The organism is Candidatus Defluviibacterium haderslevense, assembly GCA_016712225.1.
Lineage (GTDB): Bacteria > Bacteroidota > Bacteroidia > Chitinophagales > Saprospiraceae > Vicinibacter > Vicinibacter haderslevensis.
Genome location: JADJRL010000003.1, coordinates 3,779,900 through 3,797,889, shown reverse-complemented (window position 1 = coordinate 3,797,889; position 17,990 = coordinate 3,779,900). Strand labels below are relative to the sequence as shown.

Genomic DNA, 17,990 nt, shown 5'->3' with positions numbered 1-17,990 from the left:
AACTCAAATCTTTTTACTCATTAGTTAATCAGCAACTGAAGATTAAAAAGGATCTACATTATCTTCAATGACCATAACAAAGGTACCTGATGTACAGGTGACATAGGCCTTATTAATCATTCCTTCTAACACCACAGATATTGACCCGCTGTCTCCACCTGATACACTAAAAGTATAGGATCGGTCAGCTATCTTAACCACTGTAATGTTGGCACTCATCACATTATAATGGGCAGCTAATCCTGAGCGGATAGGTTCTCCAAATCCTAATACTTTAGCCACGCTAGTGGGTTGATCAAAAGTGCTATAGGAAGCGTCAACAGTAGTCATTCCAAATCCAAGGAACAACACGAATAAAAAAAATAATTTGTACATATAAACAATTTTAAAAGTAAAAAAATCATTTTAGTTGGTTTTTCAAAATGATTAATTCCATATACAAAAGAACAAAAATAAATTACTAAAATTTCACAAATTGATTAATTTTTTTAATTAAATACTAAAAATGGGTGTTTACCCTTACTTTTATAATGGTTTACCCTGATACGGCAATATTTTAATTTATAAGGGTTTTCCACTAATTTTAGAACACTTTACTAATTCAAGAAAACAGGATCACGCAATTGCTAATTAATTAGACTTCGACAAAGCTTCATTTACACCTTTACAAATTCAATCCTGGATTATTGAACAAACGCTGACTATTCTCCAAAGAATTGAACGTCAGTTCATTAATTAATAGAACACTAAAGCTGGAAGAAATTTAAGATGTATAGTTATTTTAGGATTTATTTAGTGACCTGTATAGCTATTTTAGGACAAGACAAAATCGTGGAGTAGTCGTGGATAATCCGTGGAAAAGTCGTGATGAAGTCGTGGGATTATCCTCATCCATAACGAGATGAGTTGTAGAATTTGTCTCGTCCCAGACGAGATGAATTGAACTTTAAATATCGGGTAACTTATAATGAATCTAACACCCCAAAATGAACGTTAGACCCAAACTGCAAGACGCCAATTTCAGAATTCTTTGCCATTTGATTAAAAAGGTTCATCCTTCAACTTAGCTCGTTAATTAAATTTGAGGTGAACGAACCTAATAATGTCGTCTTACCGAAGAGATCATTTGGTGAAGTAAACCTAAATAATTAGCGGAGTTTTTGAAGCTAATTATTTGGGCATGTAGGAAGATGCTATGAAAATTGAATGAAAAACTCAAAACTGTATGCCTGAAACAACTTTGATTATTTATCAAAGTAATGAACGAACGTTCATTAAGTAATGGAACGCTAAAGCTAGAAGAAATTTAAGCTGTATAGCTCTTTTAGGACAAGGTAAAAATAAATAAGCCGCTTTGTGGCGGCTCATTTATCTAACAATAATCAGAATAAAACTGGTTATATATAAAAAACAGGGATTATTTCATGATTTCGATCTTCTTCGTAATAGGTCCTAGTATGGTTTCGGCCTTAATGAGATAAAGTCCGTTATTCAAACCTTCCAGAGAAATCATATTATGCTTAGGATCGATATTTTTATTCGATTGGATTAATCTGCCGTCCATAGACAGAATACTGTAACTCACGAGAGAATTCCTACCATTAAGGTGTAAATTAATCATATCTGAAGTTGGATTCGGATACACCAATAATTTAGATGCATCGAGCACCGGCTTTTGATTTTTATGGGCTCTCTTCAACTTAATAATTGCAGTCTTGTCTTCAAGTTGCTGCATCTCTCCTGCGCCATTCTGAATCACTATATTCTTAAAGTAGAACGGAACTTCATAGATGCCATCATCATCTCTAAAAATATCAAGATTATCTTCAATTACAAATACAATTACTTCAGTTCCACCTTGTCCACTAGCTTTAAGGGCATTGGCCCGGGCAAAGCCTGATTCCAAACGTCCAACCCAAGGAATTTTATACATATTCAAGGTAGCGGCATTATTCGCAAACCATCCACGTTCGTAAAAATCTATACCCAAAGTACCTTCAACCACTGCATTCGTGTTATAATCCAGATTGTAGGTATATCCACTTAAGTTGATGACAGGATATTGGCTATCTCCTAATTGCACTTCAATCATGGCGACATCACCTGATTCTGCTTCAGGGGTTAACACTTCTAAATTAAAAGGAAAATCTCCTCTGGAGTAGACCCCTTGAGGTACTAGGGAATGGGTTTGATGATAATTTTCTGATATGGCTAAAGTATCAGCGGAACTGATGGTGCTATCTCCATTGGTATCAGCATTCTTAAGATTTACCGATCTGCCAGATAATTGTTCAGACCAGTTATTGGCTTTGTGGGAACGAAAATCACTATTCTGGTAAGTTCTAGATGGTCCGGTTTTACCAATTTGGTAAGCAACATGAAGCATATCTTTCATATCAACTATCCCATCATAATCCACGTCTCCTGGCCAAACACAATCGCCAACACACTGTTTGTCACAATTTTTAGTCTCATAAAACACATCCACTTCACATTTCAAAGTGAAACATCTATTGCTCCCGGCAATACAGTAATTGACTTCAAAAGTATCTAGATACGTCGTATTGTATTTGGGATAAAATATCAGTTGATTAAAGCCTATAACATCTTGCGTACAAGAGTTGTTATACTTGACGTGCACCGTATCCCATCCTGGATAAAATTTAACAGAATCACTGGAAGCCGAGAAATTATACACATCGACCGGCACGGCATAACTTAAAACCAAAGGGGTATTTTTTGGGGTAGCAAATTTATAGTCCAAATCCCTCGGTTGTTGATCACCTATAAAAAGGGTCACTTTTGCTTTCTCACAGATACCTTGTGGACATACCTTATAAGTAAAAGACTGCTCGCCGGAATAATTATTTTCAGGTGTAAATTTAAACAAACCATGATTATCCAACTTCACCAAAGTACCCTTATTAGGTCCTAAATCAAGTAATATATTATACTTCTCAACGATACTTTGAACATCATTCAAGGACACATTGAAAGTAATCTCTTTATTGACTGGTGTAAAAAATACATCCGGAACTATGATAGAATTGGGTTCTGCTTGGGCATAAACACTCATACATACCAATCGGGTCATCCCATTCAGGCTCAAGAGAAACGTATCTTTACCGTTATAATTGCTGAAAGGCTTATAGACCACTGAAGCTGCTTCAATTTCTACATAACCATGATCCGCATTATTGGAGATGGTGAATCCTGAATACGGGAGGGTAATCTGAACAGATACATCCTCAGGTGTTCCTATATTAATAGTATCCGAATTGGGAATATTCGTAGTATCAACTATGTACACTTTTATACTTGCGGTCTGACACAATCCAAAACTATCACATACTTTGTATTGAATACTAGCCGGTCCATCATAACCCGGTTTAGCACTAAACTGTATAATGGAATCATTCAACTTCGATACATTGATTAAGGAATTCACTAAAGCACACTCACCACTTAGATGAATAGGATTAGGACCAGTAACTGAAGTATAATCATTTAACAGGGGATTAATGGTCTGATTCGTTTGATCTTTGTAAATACTAATAAAATCGTTAACCGGCTCAAGATAGGAATTAGCCATCGTGTATACATACGACTTATATTTGATCAATCCGGAAACATCAGAAGCCGTTTTGTATTCCACAACAACCGTATCATTTCCAAGAAATCCATTATCAGGAGTATATAAAATATCGTATTTGGAGGATCCTATTTTAGTAAAAGTTAAGGTTCCATGTGAAGCAGAATCGATAACTGTAGGAAAATAGCAAGGATCGACCCTTTTAGTAACAGTGGCGTCCTTCAGAATTTTGACACTTTCGTAAATCCCCTGCCCTTGAACATCATAGCCCAAAGCAATACAAAAACAGCAAACGAGGAAAGACAATATTCTCAAAATTCCATTGTTTAACATGTGCAAATTTAGAACAACAAAACGTATTTGAGAAATATATATTCATATTTTTTTATTTAATATAACAACTATTTTCAATATGTTATGTAAAGTATTTATAATAAATAGTATATATATTACGTATATTTATAATATCATTAAAAATGGGGGTAAACCCTGAGTTTTTGTTTGTCCAAATTCTAGTTGACACCTAAAATGCCTTTATATGTTTCGTATATTAACTAAACCTATTATCTAAAACGTCTATAATCAACACTTTTTGAATAAAACAAGGAATAAAACAACATTTCAACACACATTTGATCCTAACTTCCTACATTTGTAGGTTTCAATGACATCAAATGAAAGATACCAAAGTATATCATTTTCTTAGCGGTTTAACTAAAACGGAGCTCAATCGACTTTCTAAATATTTGGAATCTCCATATTTTAACCGAAATGAAATACTCCTAACCATCTATTACCAATTGGAACAACATTTTAGAAACAACTCTTCCACTGAGTTGACAACAACCGGTATTTGGAATCAGATCTATCCTCAAACACCCTACCATGGTGATCGATTTCGAAAACTATGCTCTGAATTGATGGATCTTTGTGAGTCTTTTTTAGCTCAACAAGTATACGATAACAATCCTTTACATAAAGCAAATTATCTACTTCAAGCTATCCACCACAAACAAATTGAACGCATGTATACCAGCGCAACTAATAGCGCGAGAAATCTTTCTAAAAGACAATTTTTTAAACCGGCCTCATATTATTACTATCTCTATGAAATCGAAAAAAACCTGTATAAATTAGAAAATGTTGAGTTAAACAGAGCGAGTAAAAAAAACATTGAGAAAATTAATCTGGAGAAAATCGTATCCAATCTGGATTATTTTTACATTTCCGAAAAGCTTAAATATTATTGCTCTTTGCTTAGTTGGAATAAGATAATTGCACTTGATAAAAATTTGCTCTTCATCCAAGAAATTATCCAAATAGCGCGATCTGCAGAATTCATTGATATCCCTCCCATTGCTATCTATCTTAAAATTCAAGATACTTTAATCGATTCTGAAAATGAAAATCACTATTTTGAACTTAAGCATTTGATTGAGAAATACATTGATTTATTTCCTTTAGATGAGGCTAAAGATATTATGGATAATGCTATAAATTATTCAATTCAACGAATAAATAAGAAAGATTCAACCTACTTAAAAGAGCTATTTGAATTATATCAAAAATCAATTGATTCTGAAATAATAATTGTTAACGATGAGATAACTCCTTGGACTTTTAAAAATATTATTTCAACTGCATTAAGACTAAATGAATATAACTGGACACAAAATTTTATTAACCAATACGGCGATAAAATAAATAAATTATATCAACAAAATGCTGTAAATTTTGGACTTGCAATGGTGTTCTTTTCTAAAAAGGAATTTGGAAAGACAATTTCATTATTGAATAAACTCGAATATGATGAGATCTATTTTAGTTTAGATGCAAAAGTACTAATATTATCCACATATTATGAACTAGATGAATTCATGGTCTTAAGTTCATTTTTTGAAAGTTTTAAAAACTATTTAACCAGAAACAAAAATGTCTCACAATCGAATAAAATACGGTATCTCAATTTAATTAAATACACTAAGAAGTTAGTTGAATCTTCACAATATTCTAAGATAAAATTGCTAAAACTTAAAGAAGATATTAAAGCCGATTCATCCTATGGAAAAAATTGGTTATTGGAAAAAGTGGATGAATTAATTGCAATAGCTAAACCTGAAAAAGTTAAGAATTAAGTTAGTAATAGTTAGTAAAAATTCTTGCTGAAATCGATGCCAAAACACTAACTCAAAGTTCCAAAATAAAACAATTTGAATTTTTAAATGTCTTTAGAGTAAATACTCCGTAATATTTAAACTTGTATTATGATCCATAACCATCCAGAAAGCAGAATTAGAGTTCGTTTTAAAGACTGTGACCCATTGGGACATTTATACAATACCCGATTTCTGGAGTATATGTTGGAAGCTCGGGAGGACCATATTATGGAATACTACAGCTTAAATCTTGAAGATTATGCCATTCAGCATGGACGTGCTTGGGTCGTTGCTGCACATCAGATAGCTTATTACAAGGAAGCCAAACGCAATGAATATGTAAGAATCAAATCGGCCATGGTGTACTATGATGAAAAATCGATCATCAATGAATATCAGATGTGGGATGACAACATGGAACAACTTAAAGCACTCATGTGGACCACGTTTTTGCACATTGACCTAAAACTAAAAAAAGTAAGTCCTCACGATGCTAAAATGATGGAACAATTGAAAGATATACACTTAGAAATTGAGGAAACCGATTTCGCAAAACGATCTCTTTCTTTACGTAATAAAAAAACTATTGAGATCGAAAAGACTTAAAATATTTATCTGCATCCTGGCTTAACCGATCTTGATAAGAAGAAAAATATTGCAGTGTAACCAAATGATTTCGAAATGGAATCACCGCCATCTTAACTATAGAACTATCTTCGCCATACCTCAATAAAAAAAGCTTTGAAGAAATGTTCGAGAATGAAGTCTCAGAACTATACATGAGTGTTCCTTGCAATTGTGATAAGATCTGATCCTGAATGGTTTGGCTAATATATAAACCAGTAGAATCAGCCGCATCATCGAAATTAAATTCTGATGGGTATTCTGTGTGATTTACAATAAAAATTTGTGAATGCGCTCCTTCCCCTTGACTGTAGGTATAAGATTTAATTTTGATTTGGCCTATATCCGTCATGGCACTGTCAAACTTGAACAAAGGCTTATTGGGAATGGCCACTGTAAAATGTGCAGTCTTATCTTCGATAATATACCACTCAAAACTACTCCAAAGACCAATTAACAAAACCAAGAAGAATTTCATGCCTAATAAACGACAAAATATCAACTTAAGTATCTTGAAGTTGATTCAGTTTTGTTTGATTCAGGCTTCCATGTATTAAATCCCTTAGGCTTTCCCTTGCATTATAACACATTCAATTCATCCATTTAAACCCTAAAAAAGACCATAACATTTTAAAATATTTCAAATCAACAAGCGGTTGATTATCTTTGCACAAAATCTGTACATATGAAATTTGATATCTTGGTAATCGGCTCAGGTCCTGGAGGTTATGTTGCGGCCATTCGAGCAGCTCAATTAGGTAAACAAGTTGGAATCATCGAACGGGAATCCTTAGGTGGCATCTGTTTAAATTGGGGTTGTATTCCTACCAAGGCACTATTAAAATCAGCTCAGGTTTTTGAATATATCAATCATGCTGGGGATTATGGTATCACAGTTGGTGATGCTAAAGCTGATTTTGGCCAGATCATAAAACGCAGTAGAGGTGTTGCCGATGGCATGAGCAAAGGCATACAATTCTTAATGAAAAAGAATAAGATTCAGGTCATCATGGGATCAGCAAAATTAACAAAAAACAAATCTGTTGATGTGACAGATGCAGAAGGAAAAGTCACCAACTATACAGCTGATCATATCATCCTAGCCACTGGTGGAAGAGCTAAACAATTACCTAATTTACCAATAGATGGGGTCCAGGTTATAGAATATCGTAAAGCTATGAGTATGGATCATTTACCTAAGCGCATGGTTGTAGTTGGTGCGGGCGCTATTGGTGTTGAATTTGCCTATTTTTATAAAAGCCTGGGCACAGAAGTAACATTAATAGAATTCATGGAACAAGGGTTGGTACCTAGAGAAGATGCTGATATCAGTAAAGAATTAACAAAAATATTTAAAAAGAAAGGCATAGCCGTATATGGCAATACAGCCGTAGAAAAAATAGAAAAAACTAAAACAGGAATTCAGGTATTTGCAAAAGATCGAAAAGACGGTAAGGAAGTTCTGGTTGAATGTGATGTGGTCTTATCCGCTGCAGGCGTTGCACCAAATCTTGAAAATTTAGGTCTTGAAGAATTGGGTATACAATTAGAAAAAGGGCTCGTTAAAGTAGATCCCTATTATAAAACCAACGTTGCCGGTATTTATGCAATTGGTGATATTGTTCCCGGGCCTGCTCTAGCGCATGTCGCCAGTGCTGAAGGAATAACTTGTGTTGAAGCAATATGCAATCACAACCCTGAACCTATTGATTATGACAACATCCCGGGTTGTACCTATTGCTCTCCTGAAATAGCTTCTGTAGGTTATACAGAAGCCGCTGCATTAGCCGCAGGATATGAATTAAAAATAGGAAAATTTCCATTTTCTGCATCAGGAAAAGCCAGCGCCGCAGGAGCAAAAGATGGTTTTGTAAAAGTAATCTTTGACAAAAAATATGGTGCATTTCTTGGTGCGCATATGATAGGCATGAATGTTACTGAAATGATTGCAGAAGTAGTGGTGGCTCGAAAATTAGAAACCACAGGGCATGAGATCATTAAATCCATTCATCCCCACCCTACTATGTCAGAAGCTATTATGGAAGCAGCTGCAGCAGCATATGGAGAAGTCATACATTTATAATTATCTCATCACAGTAACGTCACCTGATAAAACAAAAGCCTTTCCGGATAAGTCTTTAAATTTAATGAGATAAACATAAACGCCAGGATTAACCGGCTGGTTTTTGGAATACCCATTCCAGGCACCATTCTGAGAATTAGGCTCTCCATGAGTACTCTCAAAAATCCTGCCGCCCCAACGATCATAAATTTGCAGTACATCAATAACCCGAACACTGGAATCGCTGATTAAATTAAAATAATCATTGATTTGATCTCCATTTGGTGAAAAAACATTGGGCACATTGAAATGTTGTTTGGCAATGACAACGACAGCATATTGATAAATACACCCTTCTTTTGTCACGAGTTGTGCCACATATTCATTTGTTCCAGCCTGGGCTACAATTTTAGTACTAGGACATACATTACATGAATTATCCGATACTGGAGTCCATTGAAATTGAGAAGAAGTATCTATTGACAACTGATCAAAATGCAATAAAATGGAATCTCCAACAGTAGCGTAAATGGTATCAGATGGATAAATTATTTCTCCATCATTTACATTATTTAGATTAAATTCTTTTGAATATTTACAGAGATTGGCATCGAATATTTCCAACAAATATTTTCCTGAAGACAGTGCAGTGGATTTACTTAATTCCAAAGGAGTTGATACACCATTTAAAAAGAAATTTAAAGGATCTTTTCCTCCACTAAGCTTATTTATTTGGACCATATTCGTTGTTCCACGCGAACAAATGCCATCCTCTGTTAAAATATTAAAGCAAAAACATTCAGGTGAAGCAAGACTAAACTGTTTAGTTATAACACATGAATGTGCATCTGTTATGGTAACAGAATATTGCCCGCTTTTCAATTGATTCAATTCAGAATTTATAGATCCAGTATTCCAATGATAGCGATATGGCGCAGTACCCCCATTAATAACTAGATTGATTTTGCCTGTGCTATCTCCTTCACATAAAATTCCTTGTATGCTATCCTGAACTTGTAATGATTTATAAAAATCTAACTTGATTTGAACTGTTGAATCACAATTATACTTATTTTTTAATTGTAACTGATAATTTCCTGCTTGATTGAACTGATTACCATTTACCATTAAAATTCCTCCAGGACACAAGACCGTATCCAATGTTGTATTCGATGTTTTATTAACCGTTAAATCCAATTGTATCAGACTATCGCATCCATTCTTATTCAATAAATTCGCGAAATAAGTTCCAGACCTGGTGTAACTATTTCCATTAAAAAAATAGGCATCACCTTCACATATTTGTTGAATTAACTGATTTGTTGTTTTAGGTAAAACACTAAGATTCAGTAAGACCAAACTATCACACCGATGATGATTGGTTAGTAAAACCTGATACTTTCCCGTTTGAGAAAAGGTTTGTTTTTCTACTTGAAACATTTCACCTTCACAAATCGAAGTGTCAATTATTGTAGTTGATGCATTATAAAATTTAAGATTTAAAAAATAAACACTATCACAGCCATTTATTGTTGATAAATTAACTACATAACTGCCACTTGTATTAAAAGATTCATTTCCGATGTTATAGGTACTTCCAATACAGAGTGCAGTATCTATGTAGGTAAAATAATCAGGATAGTGGTACAATGACAAGTAAATGATACTATCACAACCATCAGATTTAGCAAGAGTGATTTGATAATTTCCATCTTTAAAATATGCATTTCCTTGAATCCAGAGCGAATCACTTTGACAAATACCGATATTCATGTCCTGTTGAACCGCTTGATTTACGATTAAATGAATATTCAATATACTATCGCAGCCTTTGGATGATTTATTGTAAATCGAAAAGCGACCCGGTTGGTCAAATACTTGTGAACCGATGATTAATTGTTGTCCTTCACAAATGCTTGTATCGAGTTGTTGAATTACATTTTTAATTACCGATAAATTGATTTCGTAAATACTGTCACAACCTTCTGTAGAAACAAGATTCACCCGATACATACCGGATTGAGTTAAACTTTGACCCAATAGATCCAATGTTTGACCTTCACAAATTGAAGTATCAAGAAATCCAAATTTAGGAGTCACAACCTGCAAATTCAATTCAACTAATGAATCACATCCTTCTTCATTTTTGAAAGGGATCAAATAAACACCTGATGTATTGAATTGCTGATTACCAATGGCAACAGAACTCCCTTCACAAATGATACTATCTATATGCATCATGGTAGTATCAACCCGATAATTATATCGATTACTGAGTTCACAATCTTTTCCATCAAAAGCTCTAACCATATATTCACCCTCCTGCCCTTTTGGAATTTGATAATTTAGACTGGTTGCTCCAATAATGGCAACTCCATCTTTATACCATTGATACGTAATTCGTTTCACCGCAGATGCAGGTGTGACCAATTGAACCGTATCTTTGCAAGGATTTCCATTTATATCTATAGTTAGAGCATCAAATTTTGAAGACTCTTCAAGGATCAATTCATCTAGCCAATAGTAATAATTTCCATCCGTAACGGCACAAGCTGGTCCTAGTGCAATGGCCTCAACTTTTACATTGGGTCTTAATTTAACAACCGTTTTAATCCATTTATTCGTGCCGGAAACACTTATTCTTGTCATTTCAAACCAACCAGGGTATTGGGTAGGACACTGGCGTCCATTCATACCTCCGAAAGGTAGACTTGCGCAATTTGAAGTTCCAAAAATTGCCATATTCAATGTTCTTCGGGGCCCCCAAGTATTTCCTCTAGTTCCAAATCCCACCCAAAAAGTCAGCGTATAATCAACACCCGGTAACAAGGGCGAATTAAAACAAGCTCCAATGTATTCTTTATAGATCCCAAAACCGGGATAATCTCTAATATCCAAAAACCCAACATATCCATTTCCAGCTGGTAATGGTTGTGGGGGCTTACCTCTTTGCGGATCATCTTTATAGCCACAGGTATTATAATAATCGGAGGTAGCAACAGAAGCTTGAATCCAATTCTTGGAACAATTCAATTGTGCCAAACCAGTCGGGCAACAAACATATTCTTCAAAGGAAGGATTTGGGATTAATGATGAAGGGATCAGTAAAGTATCTTTAATTCCCTTACATTTACAATCGGGATCAATTAAATCTATCAATCCATCGCCATCATCATCCAAAGCGTTATCACAGATTTCCGGAGCCATATAACAACTTGGACTTGTTAATGATGTTAATACACTTAAGAAACAGGTATAGAAAAAAAGCACTGAAGTATAAATTTGTTTTGACTAAATTATGGTGAATATAGGAAGATAATGCCGATAAAGTTCTATTTTGCATAATTATATACATATTATAAAAATTATAATTATATATATAATTACTAAACAATTATTTATATATTATGAAACCTATATATACAATTGGCTTACTTGTAGTATCCAATCTCTTTATGACTTTAGCTTGGTATGGTCATTTGAAAATAAAATCATTGGGCTGGTTTTCTTCTTTAGGACTTTTTTCCATCATTATTTTATCTTGGGGTCTAGCCTTTTTTGAATATTTAGCTCAAGTTCCAGCCAATAAATATGGTTATATAGAAAATGGTGGAACATTTAACCTATTCCAATTAAAAATCATTCAAGAGGTAATAACATTAATTACTTTTACTGCATTCACCCTTATTTTTTTTAAAACAGAGCAATTTAAACTAAATCATGTCTTAAGTTTTATTTGCTTAGTGTTTGCTGTATATTTTGCATTTAAAAAATAACCCATTGGAATTGCCTATTTCACAATTTGCAGAAGTCATTATTCCTTTATTTACTGAAGGCACTTTCAGCTATTCGATTCCTGAGCATTTCAAGGATAAAATCAAACCTGGAATGCGCGTGGAAGTTGAATTTGGTAAAAGCAAACATTACAGTGCCATTGTAAAAAAATTATCTGATACAACAACCTGGGAAAAAACAAAGCCCATCTTAGATATACTCGATCAAGACATCATTATTTCACCACAACAATTTGCATTCTGGGACTGGATCAGTTCCTACTATTTGTGTAGTTTAGGAGATGTCATGGCAGCTGCTCTCCCTTCAAGTCTGAAACTAGCCAGTGAAACAAAAATCCTAGGCATTTCAGAATTAAATTATTCAGAACACGAATTATCAGATGAAGAATATTTAATTTTAGAAGCACTTGAGATCAGACATGAATTAACTATACAAGATATTCGGAACATACTGCAAAAAAAAACAATCCTAAAAATTGTCAAAAAAATGTTAGACAGAGGTCTTCTTGTCTTACATGAACAGTTGCAAGTACAAGCTGAAATTCCAATGATCAAATGGATTAAACTTCATGATAACTTAAATACTGACCCGAATAAATTAAATGAAGTTTTATTACAAGTTCAAAAAAACGTCCAGCAATCAAGAGCGTTGTTGACTTATATAAAAGAAAGAAAAAACCGAACCTGGATCAAGCAAAAAGAACTCCAGCAAATTAGTGGTTGTGCATCTCAGGTATTCACATCTTTAGTTGTTAAAAACATTTTCGAAGAAAAAGTCTTGGAAAAATATCAATATCCGGAATTAGAATCTATTGAAGACACACTTTTATTATCGGATATTCAAAAAGAAACCATCAGTGAAATAAAAAATCAATGGAATGATAAGAATATCGTATTGTTGAAAGGCATTACTGGCAGTGGCAAAACACAAATCTATTTACAACTTATAAAAGAAACCATAGCTTCAGGAAAACAAGTACTTTATTTGGTACCTGAAATTGCTTTAACTACACAATTGGTAATGCGGCTTAGACAATTTTTAGGAGATCAGTTAGTAGAATATCATTCCGGACTCAGTCCAAAAAATCGACTGGCCATTTGGGATGCAACTCAAAAAGGTCATCCGATTATTATAGGAGCCAGAAGTGCTATCTTCTTACCATTTAAACAACTTGGACTTATAGTTATTGATGAAGAGCATGATTCTTCATTCAAGCAGAATGATCCGAACCCGCGATACAATGCCAGAGACGCTGCGTTGATATTGGCTCAAGATCACAATGCTAAAATCATTCTAGGATCAGCAACACCTTCAGTAGAATCATATTATAACGCACTGCAAGGCAGATATGGATTAGTACAAATAAATCAACGATATGGAGATAGTCAACTTCCCCTAATCAAATTGATTTCACTTAAAGAAGCTAGCCAATTTGGAAGAATGAAAGAAAATTTCTCAGAAGAAATGATTGTAGAAATGAAATCTCAATTAGAACATGGCAAACAAATCATTATTTTTAGAAACAGAAGAGGTTATAGTCCATTAATCAAATGCACCAATTGTCAATGGGAGGCCATGTGTGATCAGTGTGATATTCATCTTACCTTACATAAATACCAAAACAGATTAAAATGTCACGTTTGTGGAATAAAAAAACCAATTCCAACTAAATGTCCACAATGCGATCAATTCACCATACAATCCGTGGGTTTTGGAACAGAAAAAATTGAAGAAGAAATTAAAGAACTTTTTCCAGACCATATTGTAAAAAGATTTGATGCAGACACTGCCAGATCAAAAAACCTTCAAAGAGAAATTATTGAAGCGTTCCAAGATAAAGAAATACATATTCTGATAGGAACTCAAATGATAACAAAAGGTTTTGATTTTGATCATGTTGGGTTAGTGGGTATACTTCAAGCTGATCAAATGTTATTCTATCCAAATTTTAGGGCTCAGGAAAGAACTTTTCAACTACTAACTCAGGTTAGTGGAAGATCAGGAAGAAGAGATGAAATCGGAAAAGTATTAATTCAAGGATATTCATTGCATCATGAGGTCATCAAAGACGTAGTGAATCATGATTACGAACGCTTTTATTCAAGAGAAATCGAAGAGCGCAGGCATTTCTTCTACCCTCCTATTGTCCGATTCATAAGAATAGAAATTAGACATGCTAAAATAATCATTGTAGAACAGGCTGCAGAGAAATTATGCAACAAATTGAGAATTACTCTTGGCAAAAGAATCCTTGGTCCTGCAGAACCCATTGTATCTCGAATAAAAGGTGCTTATGCCAGAGAACTTTATGTAAAATTGGAACGAAAACAAAAAATGATTGAAAATGCTAAATTTCTTATCAAAAAATACAGTCAAGAATTGAAAAATGAAACCGGGTGGAGTGCACTGAGGATCATTATAGATGTTGATCCTTATTGATGAGTGTGATTATTCAGATTATTCTTTAACAATTCTAAGTTTAGTAATATTTGATCTTTAGTACTTTCTATGCGCAATATTTCTTCTTGTTCTTTTATTAAAAGTTGATCAAAAGCACTAAAATTTAGGTCTATTTTTTGCTTAATATTCATTACATATGCTTCTAACTTAGAACGAATTTCATGTTCCAATTTAATTCTAGCTGAATCAATTTCCTGATCGAATTGATTCATGATTTTTCTTTTATTAAATCCGAGGGTTACCCCAGCAAATAAAAAACCAATAGTGGTTAAAACACCACCAGTAATATCAAATATTGCACCATGCGTCAACGCTGTAATCATGGTACCAACGATGGCAATACCTGTACCAGTTGTAACATTGGGACCCAAGCTCGAACTTTCTTTGATTAAGCCTTTGCTATAATAATTTTCAGAATTATTCAAGAAGGACTGAAAAGTTTCTTGAAGATCTCTCATAACATCAGCTCTACGATCGGCTATATCGGTAAAAATTTCAAGATCATTTTTAAGTATGGTTTTACTATTCCTAATCTTTAATGAAACGATTTGTCCCATTTGCTGTATTGAATCTGAAATATCCTTTACCGTATGCTGTAACTTAGATTCAAGAGCTTGATTTAAGGAAATTTCAAAGTGTTGATTAAATTCTTGAAGCCATTTTTGTAAAGAAAGAGATTTATTAAATAATCCGCTTATTCCTCTTTTCAAAACGGATAAAAATGCAAGTCCTTTGTCTAATTCTAAACGTTTTAACCCAGTTGCTTTATCATATGCTCCAATTGTATTTTCAATAAGTACATTTATATTATTCTTTGAAATACGCTCATGTTCATCTAATGTTTTTTGAATATCTTTTCGAAACTCAACATCGTATTCATATTGATCTTTTCTAATTAAAATTCCTTTGGATAATTTCTCAATTATTTGATGACAAGTATCAATATTATTTAATAATTTCAGTAATGCTGCTTTACCACCGGTAATATGATTTCTAATATATTCTCTTAATGGCGCAAAACCACTTTCATTATGTAATCCTTCTTGCTCGAGCTTTGCAGAAACACAAAATATTAAAGCATCATCTAAACCTTGGGATTTTGCAAAATCTCTTAATCCTTTTACGTTAATCGTCAAATCATTTTCATTCAATAAATCTTTTTGTTGCAAAACAAAAATTATTTTTTTTCGCCATTCTTCATTAATAAACTTAAATAAATCCCAGGCTGATTGTCGGTAGGGATTTTTGGCTTCAAATACAAAAACAATTAAGTCTGAAACAGGAATGAATTTTTCAGTAATTTCTTGGTGATGGCCAATTATGGTGTTGGTCCCTGGAGTATCCACAATTGCAATCTCCTTCAGGATTTCTTCATTGTATGTAATCCGCTTTAAAACTGGACTAAGCGCAACTTCGGTATGCTCAGGTCCGTAAATTATTTGCTGGATGGTATCTGTCATGGGCGAAGGTGCCACTTTACAAATATCTGTCTTGGAATTTAATAGTGCATTAATAAAACTACTTTTACCAACCTTAACCTCACCCACTACCACAAACATAAATGGTTCTTGAACTCTTAATCTCAAATCACTTACGATTTGATCTAATCCTTCATGTTTGATTTCAATAGTTAATTCATGTAAACTCTTTATTATTTCATCCAATCGGGCCTTAGGAACTTGAAAATCATTGACAAGTAAAGAATTGAGCATTTCAAAACAAGTTAAGTGCGATTAAAATAATGGTAACTAGGACTACCAAAGCATCCAAAAAAACTACATATAACGCATTTGCATAATTAGTTTTTCAGTCCATTCAGGCAAATATTGATGTTCCAAATCCTGGACTTTTTTAGCTAATTTTTCGGCAGTGTCCTTTTTTTCAACATTGCATTTAGCTTGAAAAATGATCTTACCTTTATCAAACATTTCATTTACATAATGAATTGTAATACCCGATTCGCTTTCCCCAGCAGATAAAACGGCCTGGTGGACTTGAAGACCATACATGCCTTTTCCACCAAACTTAGGAAGTAGAGCAGGATGAATATTGATCATTTTATAATCATAAAGCTTCACCAAAAAAGGCGGCATTAATAGTAGAAATCCAGCTAAAACGATAAAATCAATATCGTATAAATTCATCAAAGAAGTCATGTAGCTATTATTCGCAAGGAGGGACTTATTCACTACAGAAAATGGAATGTCATTCTCTTCTGCCAAACTAATTACATTCGCCTTAGACGAATTAGTAATTATAAGTGCGACTTGAATATGCTCATTATTTTTAAAATATTTAATTAATTGAGCTGCATTGGTGCCATTACCTGAGGCAAAAATGGCAATTTTCTTTTTCTTCATAACATCAATTGGTGTCTAAATGATTGAATTATTTTAAAACATTATATGAACTTGAATTTGCCGGATCCAAATTAGTCATTGCGATATATACCCGCGATTTTTCATTGGATGGGCTTGGCACAAATATATCTCTAATTTCACCTGATTTAGCATTAATAAATAATTGAACTAAATAAGAATTTGGCAGTTGGCGCTCCACTTCAACAATCGTTTCCAATAACTCAATCATTTTTGGACGTTGAACGAGTACATCTTTTGAAAATTTGTCCAAACACAATCGATGATACTCATAATATGCTCTTCTAAATGGTTTTAAGGTCGGGTTTGTTAGATTATCCATTAAAGAATAGCGATTATTTTTTTTCTTAGATTGGAGGGTCCAACTTTTATCATAAGATTTCACATTTTGGGGCATTTTGTCAATCATATTTCTAAGAATGTTAATATATGGGTCACCTCCCTCTAAGGCAAAACTATCATAATCCAAAGCCAAGATAAAATAAGCGTAAAAAGTTAATATGCTAGACAAATTATCAAAATAATTTTCTTTACTATTCTCTAAAGGTTTAAAGGGATCAAAAGTGATTGGCACATCTTTTTCAACAAGAACAAATAATTGGGTTTCATAAGCTGATTGAAATACAGGCCTGGAAGCTTGTACAGAAAAATCACATGAAAAAACATTCCCTCCTTTGTCTTCCCTAATTGTTATTTGAAAATTACATTTGATCCTTTCGTTAAATTCAAAGCGATCGTTGGTCCATTTTGTGTTATTGAGGAACTCTTTAACCCCATTTTCTAATTTTTGAACCACAGATTTGTCACTTGTAGTAAGATTGGGTGCTTGTACTTTTACTATGGCATTTAATTCTTGTGCTTGATTTTTGTAACTAATCAAACTAGAAATAAAAATAAAGAGTACTCTTAGGTTCATTCTCATG

At 33.6% G+C, this 17,990-nt stretch carries 12 protein-coding genes; 5 read left to right on the top strand and 7 right to left on the bottom strand.

Annotated features, from left to right (window positions below; genetic code table 11):
- Positions 1 to 42: 42 nt before the first annotated feature.
- Together IPK88_14850 and IPK88_14845 are read right to left on the bottom strand one after the other, a co-directional pair.
- Positions 43 to 375 (bottom strand): hypothetical protein, encoded by a 333-nt coding sequence (locus tag IPK88_14850; GenBank protein ID MBK8244705.1) that lies wholly within the window; start codon positions 373 to 375, stop codon positions 43 to 45.
- A gap of 1,042 nt (positions 376 to 1,417) precedes the next feature.
- Positions 1,418 to 3,907 carry a T9SS type A sorting domain-containing protein gene (locus IPK88_14845; GenBank protein MBK8244704.1) on the bottom strand — a complete coding sequence of 830 codons (2,490 nt, stop codon included), beginning with the start codon at positions 3,905 to 3,907 and terminating at the stop codon, positions 1,418 to 1,420.
- A gap of 359 nt (positions 3,908 to 4,266) precedes the next feature.
- Between IPK88_14845 and IPK88_14840 the strand changes: the two genes are divergently transcribed.
- Positions 4,267 to 5,727, top strand: a complete 1,461-nt coding sequence (locus tag IPK88_14840) for a hypothetical protein (protein MBK8244703.1) — start codon at positions 4,267 to 4,269, stop codon at positions 5,725 to 5,727.
- A 129-nt stretch (positions 5,728 to 5,856) separates the two neighbouring features.
- Positions 5,857 to 6,354 carry an acyl-CoA thioesterase gene (locus tag IPK88_14835; GenBank protein ID MBK8244702.1) on the top strand — a complete coding sequence of 166 codons (498 nt, stop codon included), beginning with the start codon at positions 5,857 to 5,859 and terminating at the stop codon, positions 6,352 to 6,354.
- On the opposite strand, the gene IPK88_14830 is transcribed toward IPK88_14835, so the two are convergent.
- Entirely contained in the window at positions 6,332 to 6,850 is a 519-nt protein-coding gene (locus IPK88_14830; GenBank protein ID MBK8244701.1) for a hypothetical protein, read from the bottom strand. The two genes, IPK88_14835 and IPK88_14830, sit on opposite strands and share 23 nt — an antisense overlap.
- 207 nt (positions 6,851 to 7,057) lie before the next feature.
- On the opposite strand from IPK88_14830, the gene lpdA reads away from it, so the two are divergent.
- The gene (gene lpdA, locus IPK88_14825) at positions 7,058 to 8,455 is read left to right on the top strand and encodes a dihydrolipoyl dehydrogenase (GenBank protein MBK8244700.1); all 1,398 of its coding nucleotides are present in this window, start codon (positions 7,058 to 7,060) and stop codon (positions 8,453 to 8,455) included.
- Here the strand turns inward: lpdA and IPK88_14820 are convergent, their stop codons facing one another.
- Positions 8,456 to 11,641 (bottom strand): gliding motility-associated C-terminal domain-containing protein, encoded by a 3,186-nt coding sequence (locus IPK88_14820; protein MBK8244699.1) that lies wholly within the window; start codon positions 11,639 to 11,641, stop codon positions 8,456 to 8,458.
- A 200-nt stretch (positions 11,642 to 11,841) separates the two neighbouring features.
- Here IPK88_14820 and IPK88_14815 point away from each other — a divergent pair, with 200 nt between their 5' ends.
- Positions 11,842 to 12,210: a DMT family protein gene (locus tag IPK88_14815; protein ID MBK8244698.1), complete on the top strand. Its 369-nt coding sequence runs from the start codon at positions 11,842 to 11,844 to the stop codon at positions 12,208 to 12,210.
- A 4-nt stretch (positions 12,211 to 12,214) separates the two neighbouring features.
- A complete protein-coding gene (gene priA / locus IPK88_14810) occupies positions 12,215 to 14,668 on the top strand; it encodes a primosomal protein N' (protein ID MBK8244697.1) in 2,454 nt (817 codons plus the stop codon).
- Here the strand turns inward: priA and IPK88_14805 are convergent.
- The 3 genes from IPK88_14805 to IPK88_14795 all read right to left on the bottom strand — a co-directional run bounded on the left by IPK88_14805 (position 14,662) and on the right by IPK88_14795 (position 17,989).
- On the bottom strand, positions 14,662 to 16,401 hold the full coding sequence (locus IPK88_14805) for a dynamin family protein (protein ID MBK8244696.1): 1,740 nt from the start codon (positions 16,399 to 16,401) through the stop codon (positions 14,662 to 14,664). The two genes, priA and IPK88_14805, sit on opposite strands and share 7 nt — an antisense overlap.
- A gap of 63 nt (positions 16,402 to 16,464) precedes the next feature.
- Complete coding sequence (locus IPK88_14800; GenBank protein MBK8244695.1) at positions 16,465 to 17,049, bottom strand: phosphoribosylglycinamide formyltransferase; 585 nt, start codon at positions 17,047 to 17,049, stop codon at positions 16,465 to 16,467.
- Positions 17,050 to 17,077: 28 nt separating this feature from the next.
- Positions 17,078 to 17,989 (bottom strand): DUF4835 family protein, encoded by a 912-nt coding sequence (locus tag IPK88_14795; GenBank protein ID MBK8244694.1) that lies wholly within the window; start codon positions 17,987 to 17,989, stop codon positions 17,078 to 17,080.
- Position 17,990: the final 1 nt, after the last annotated feature.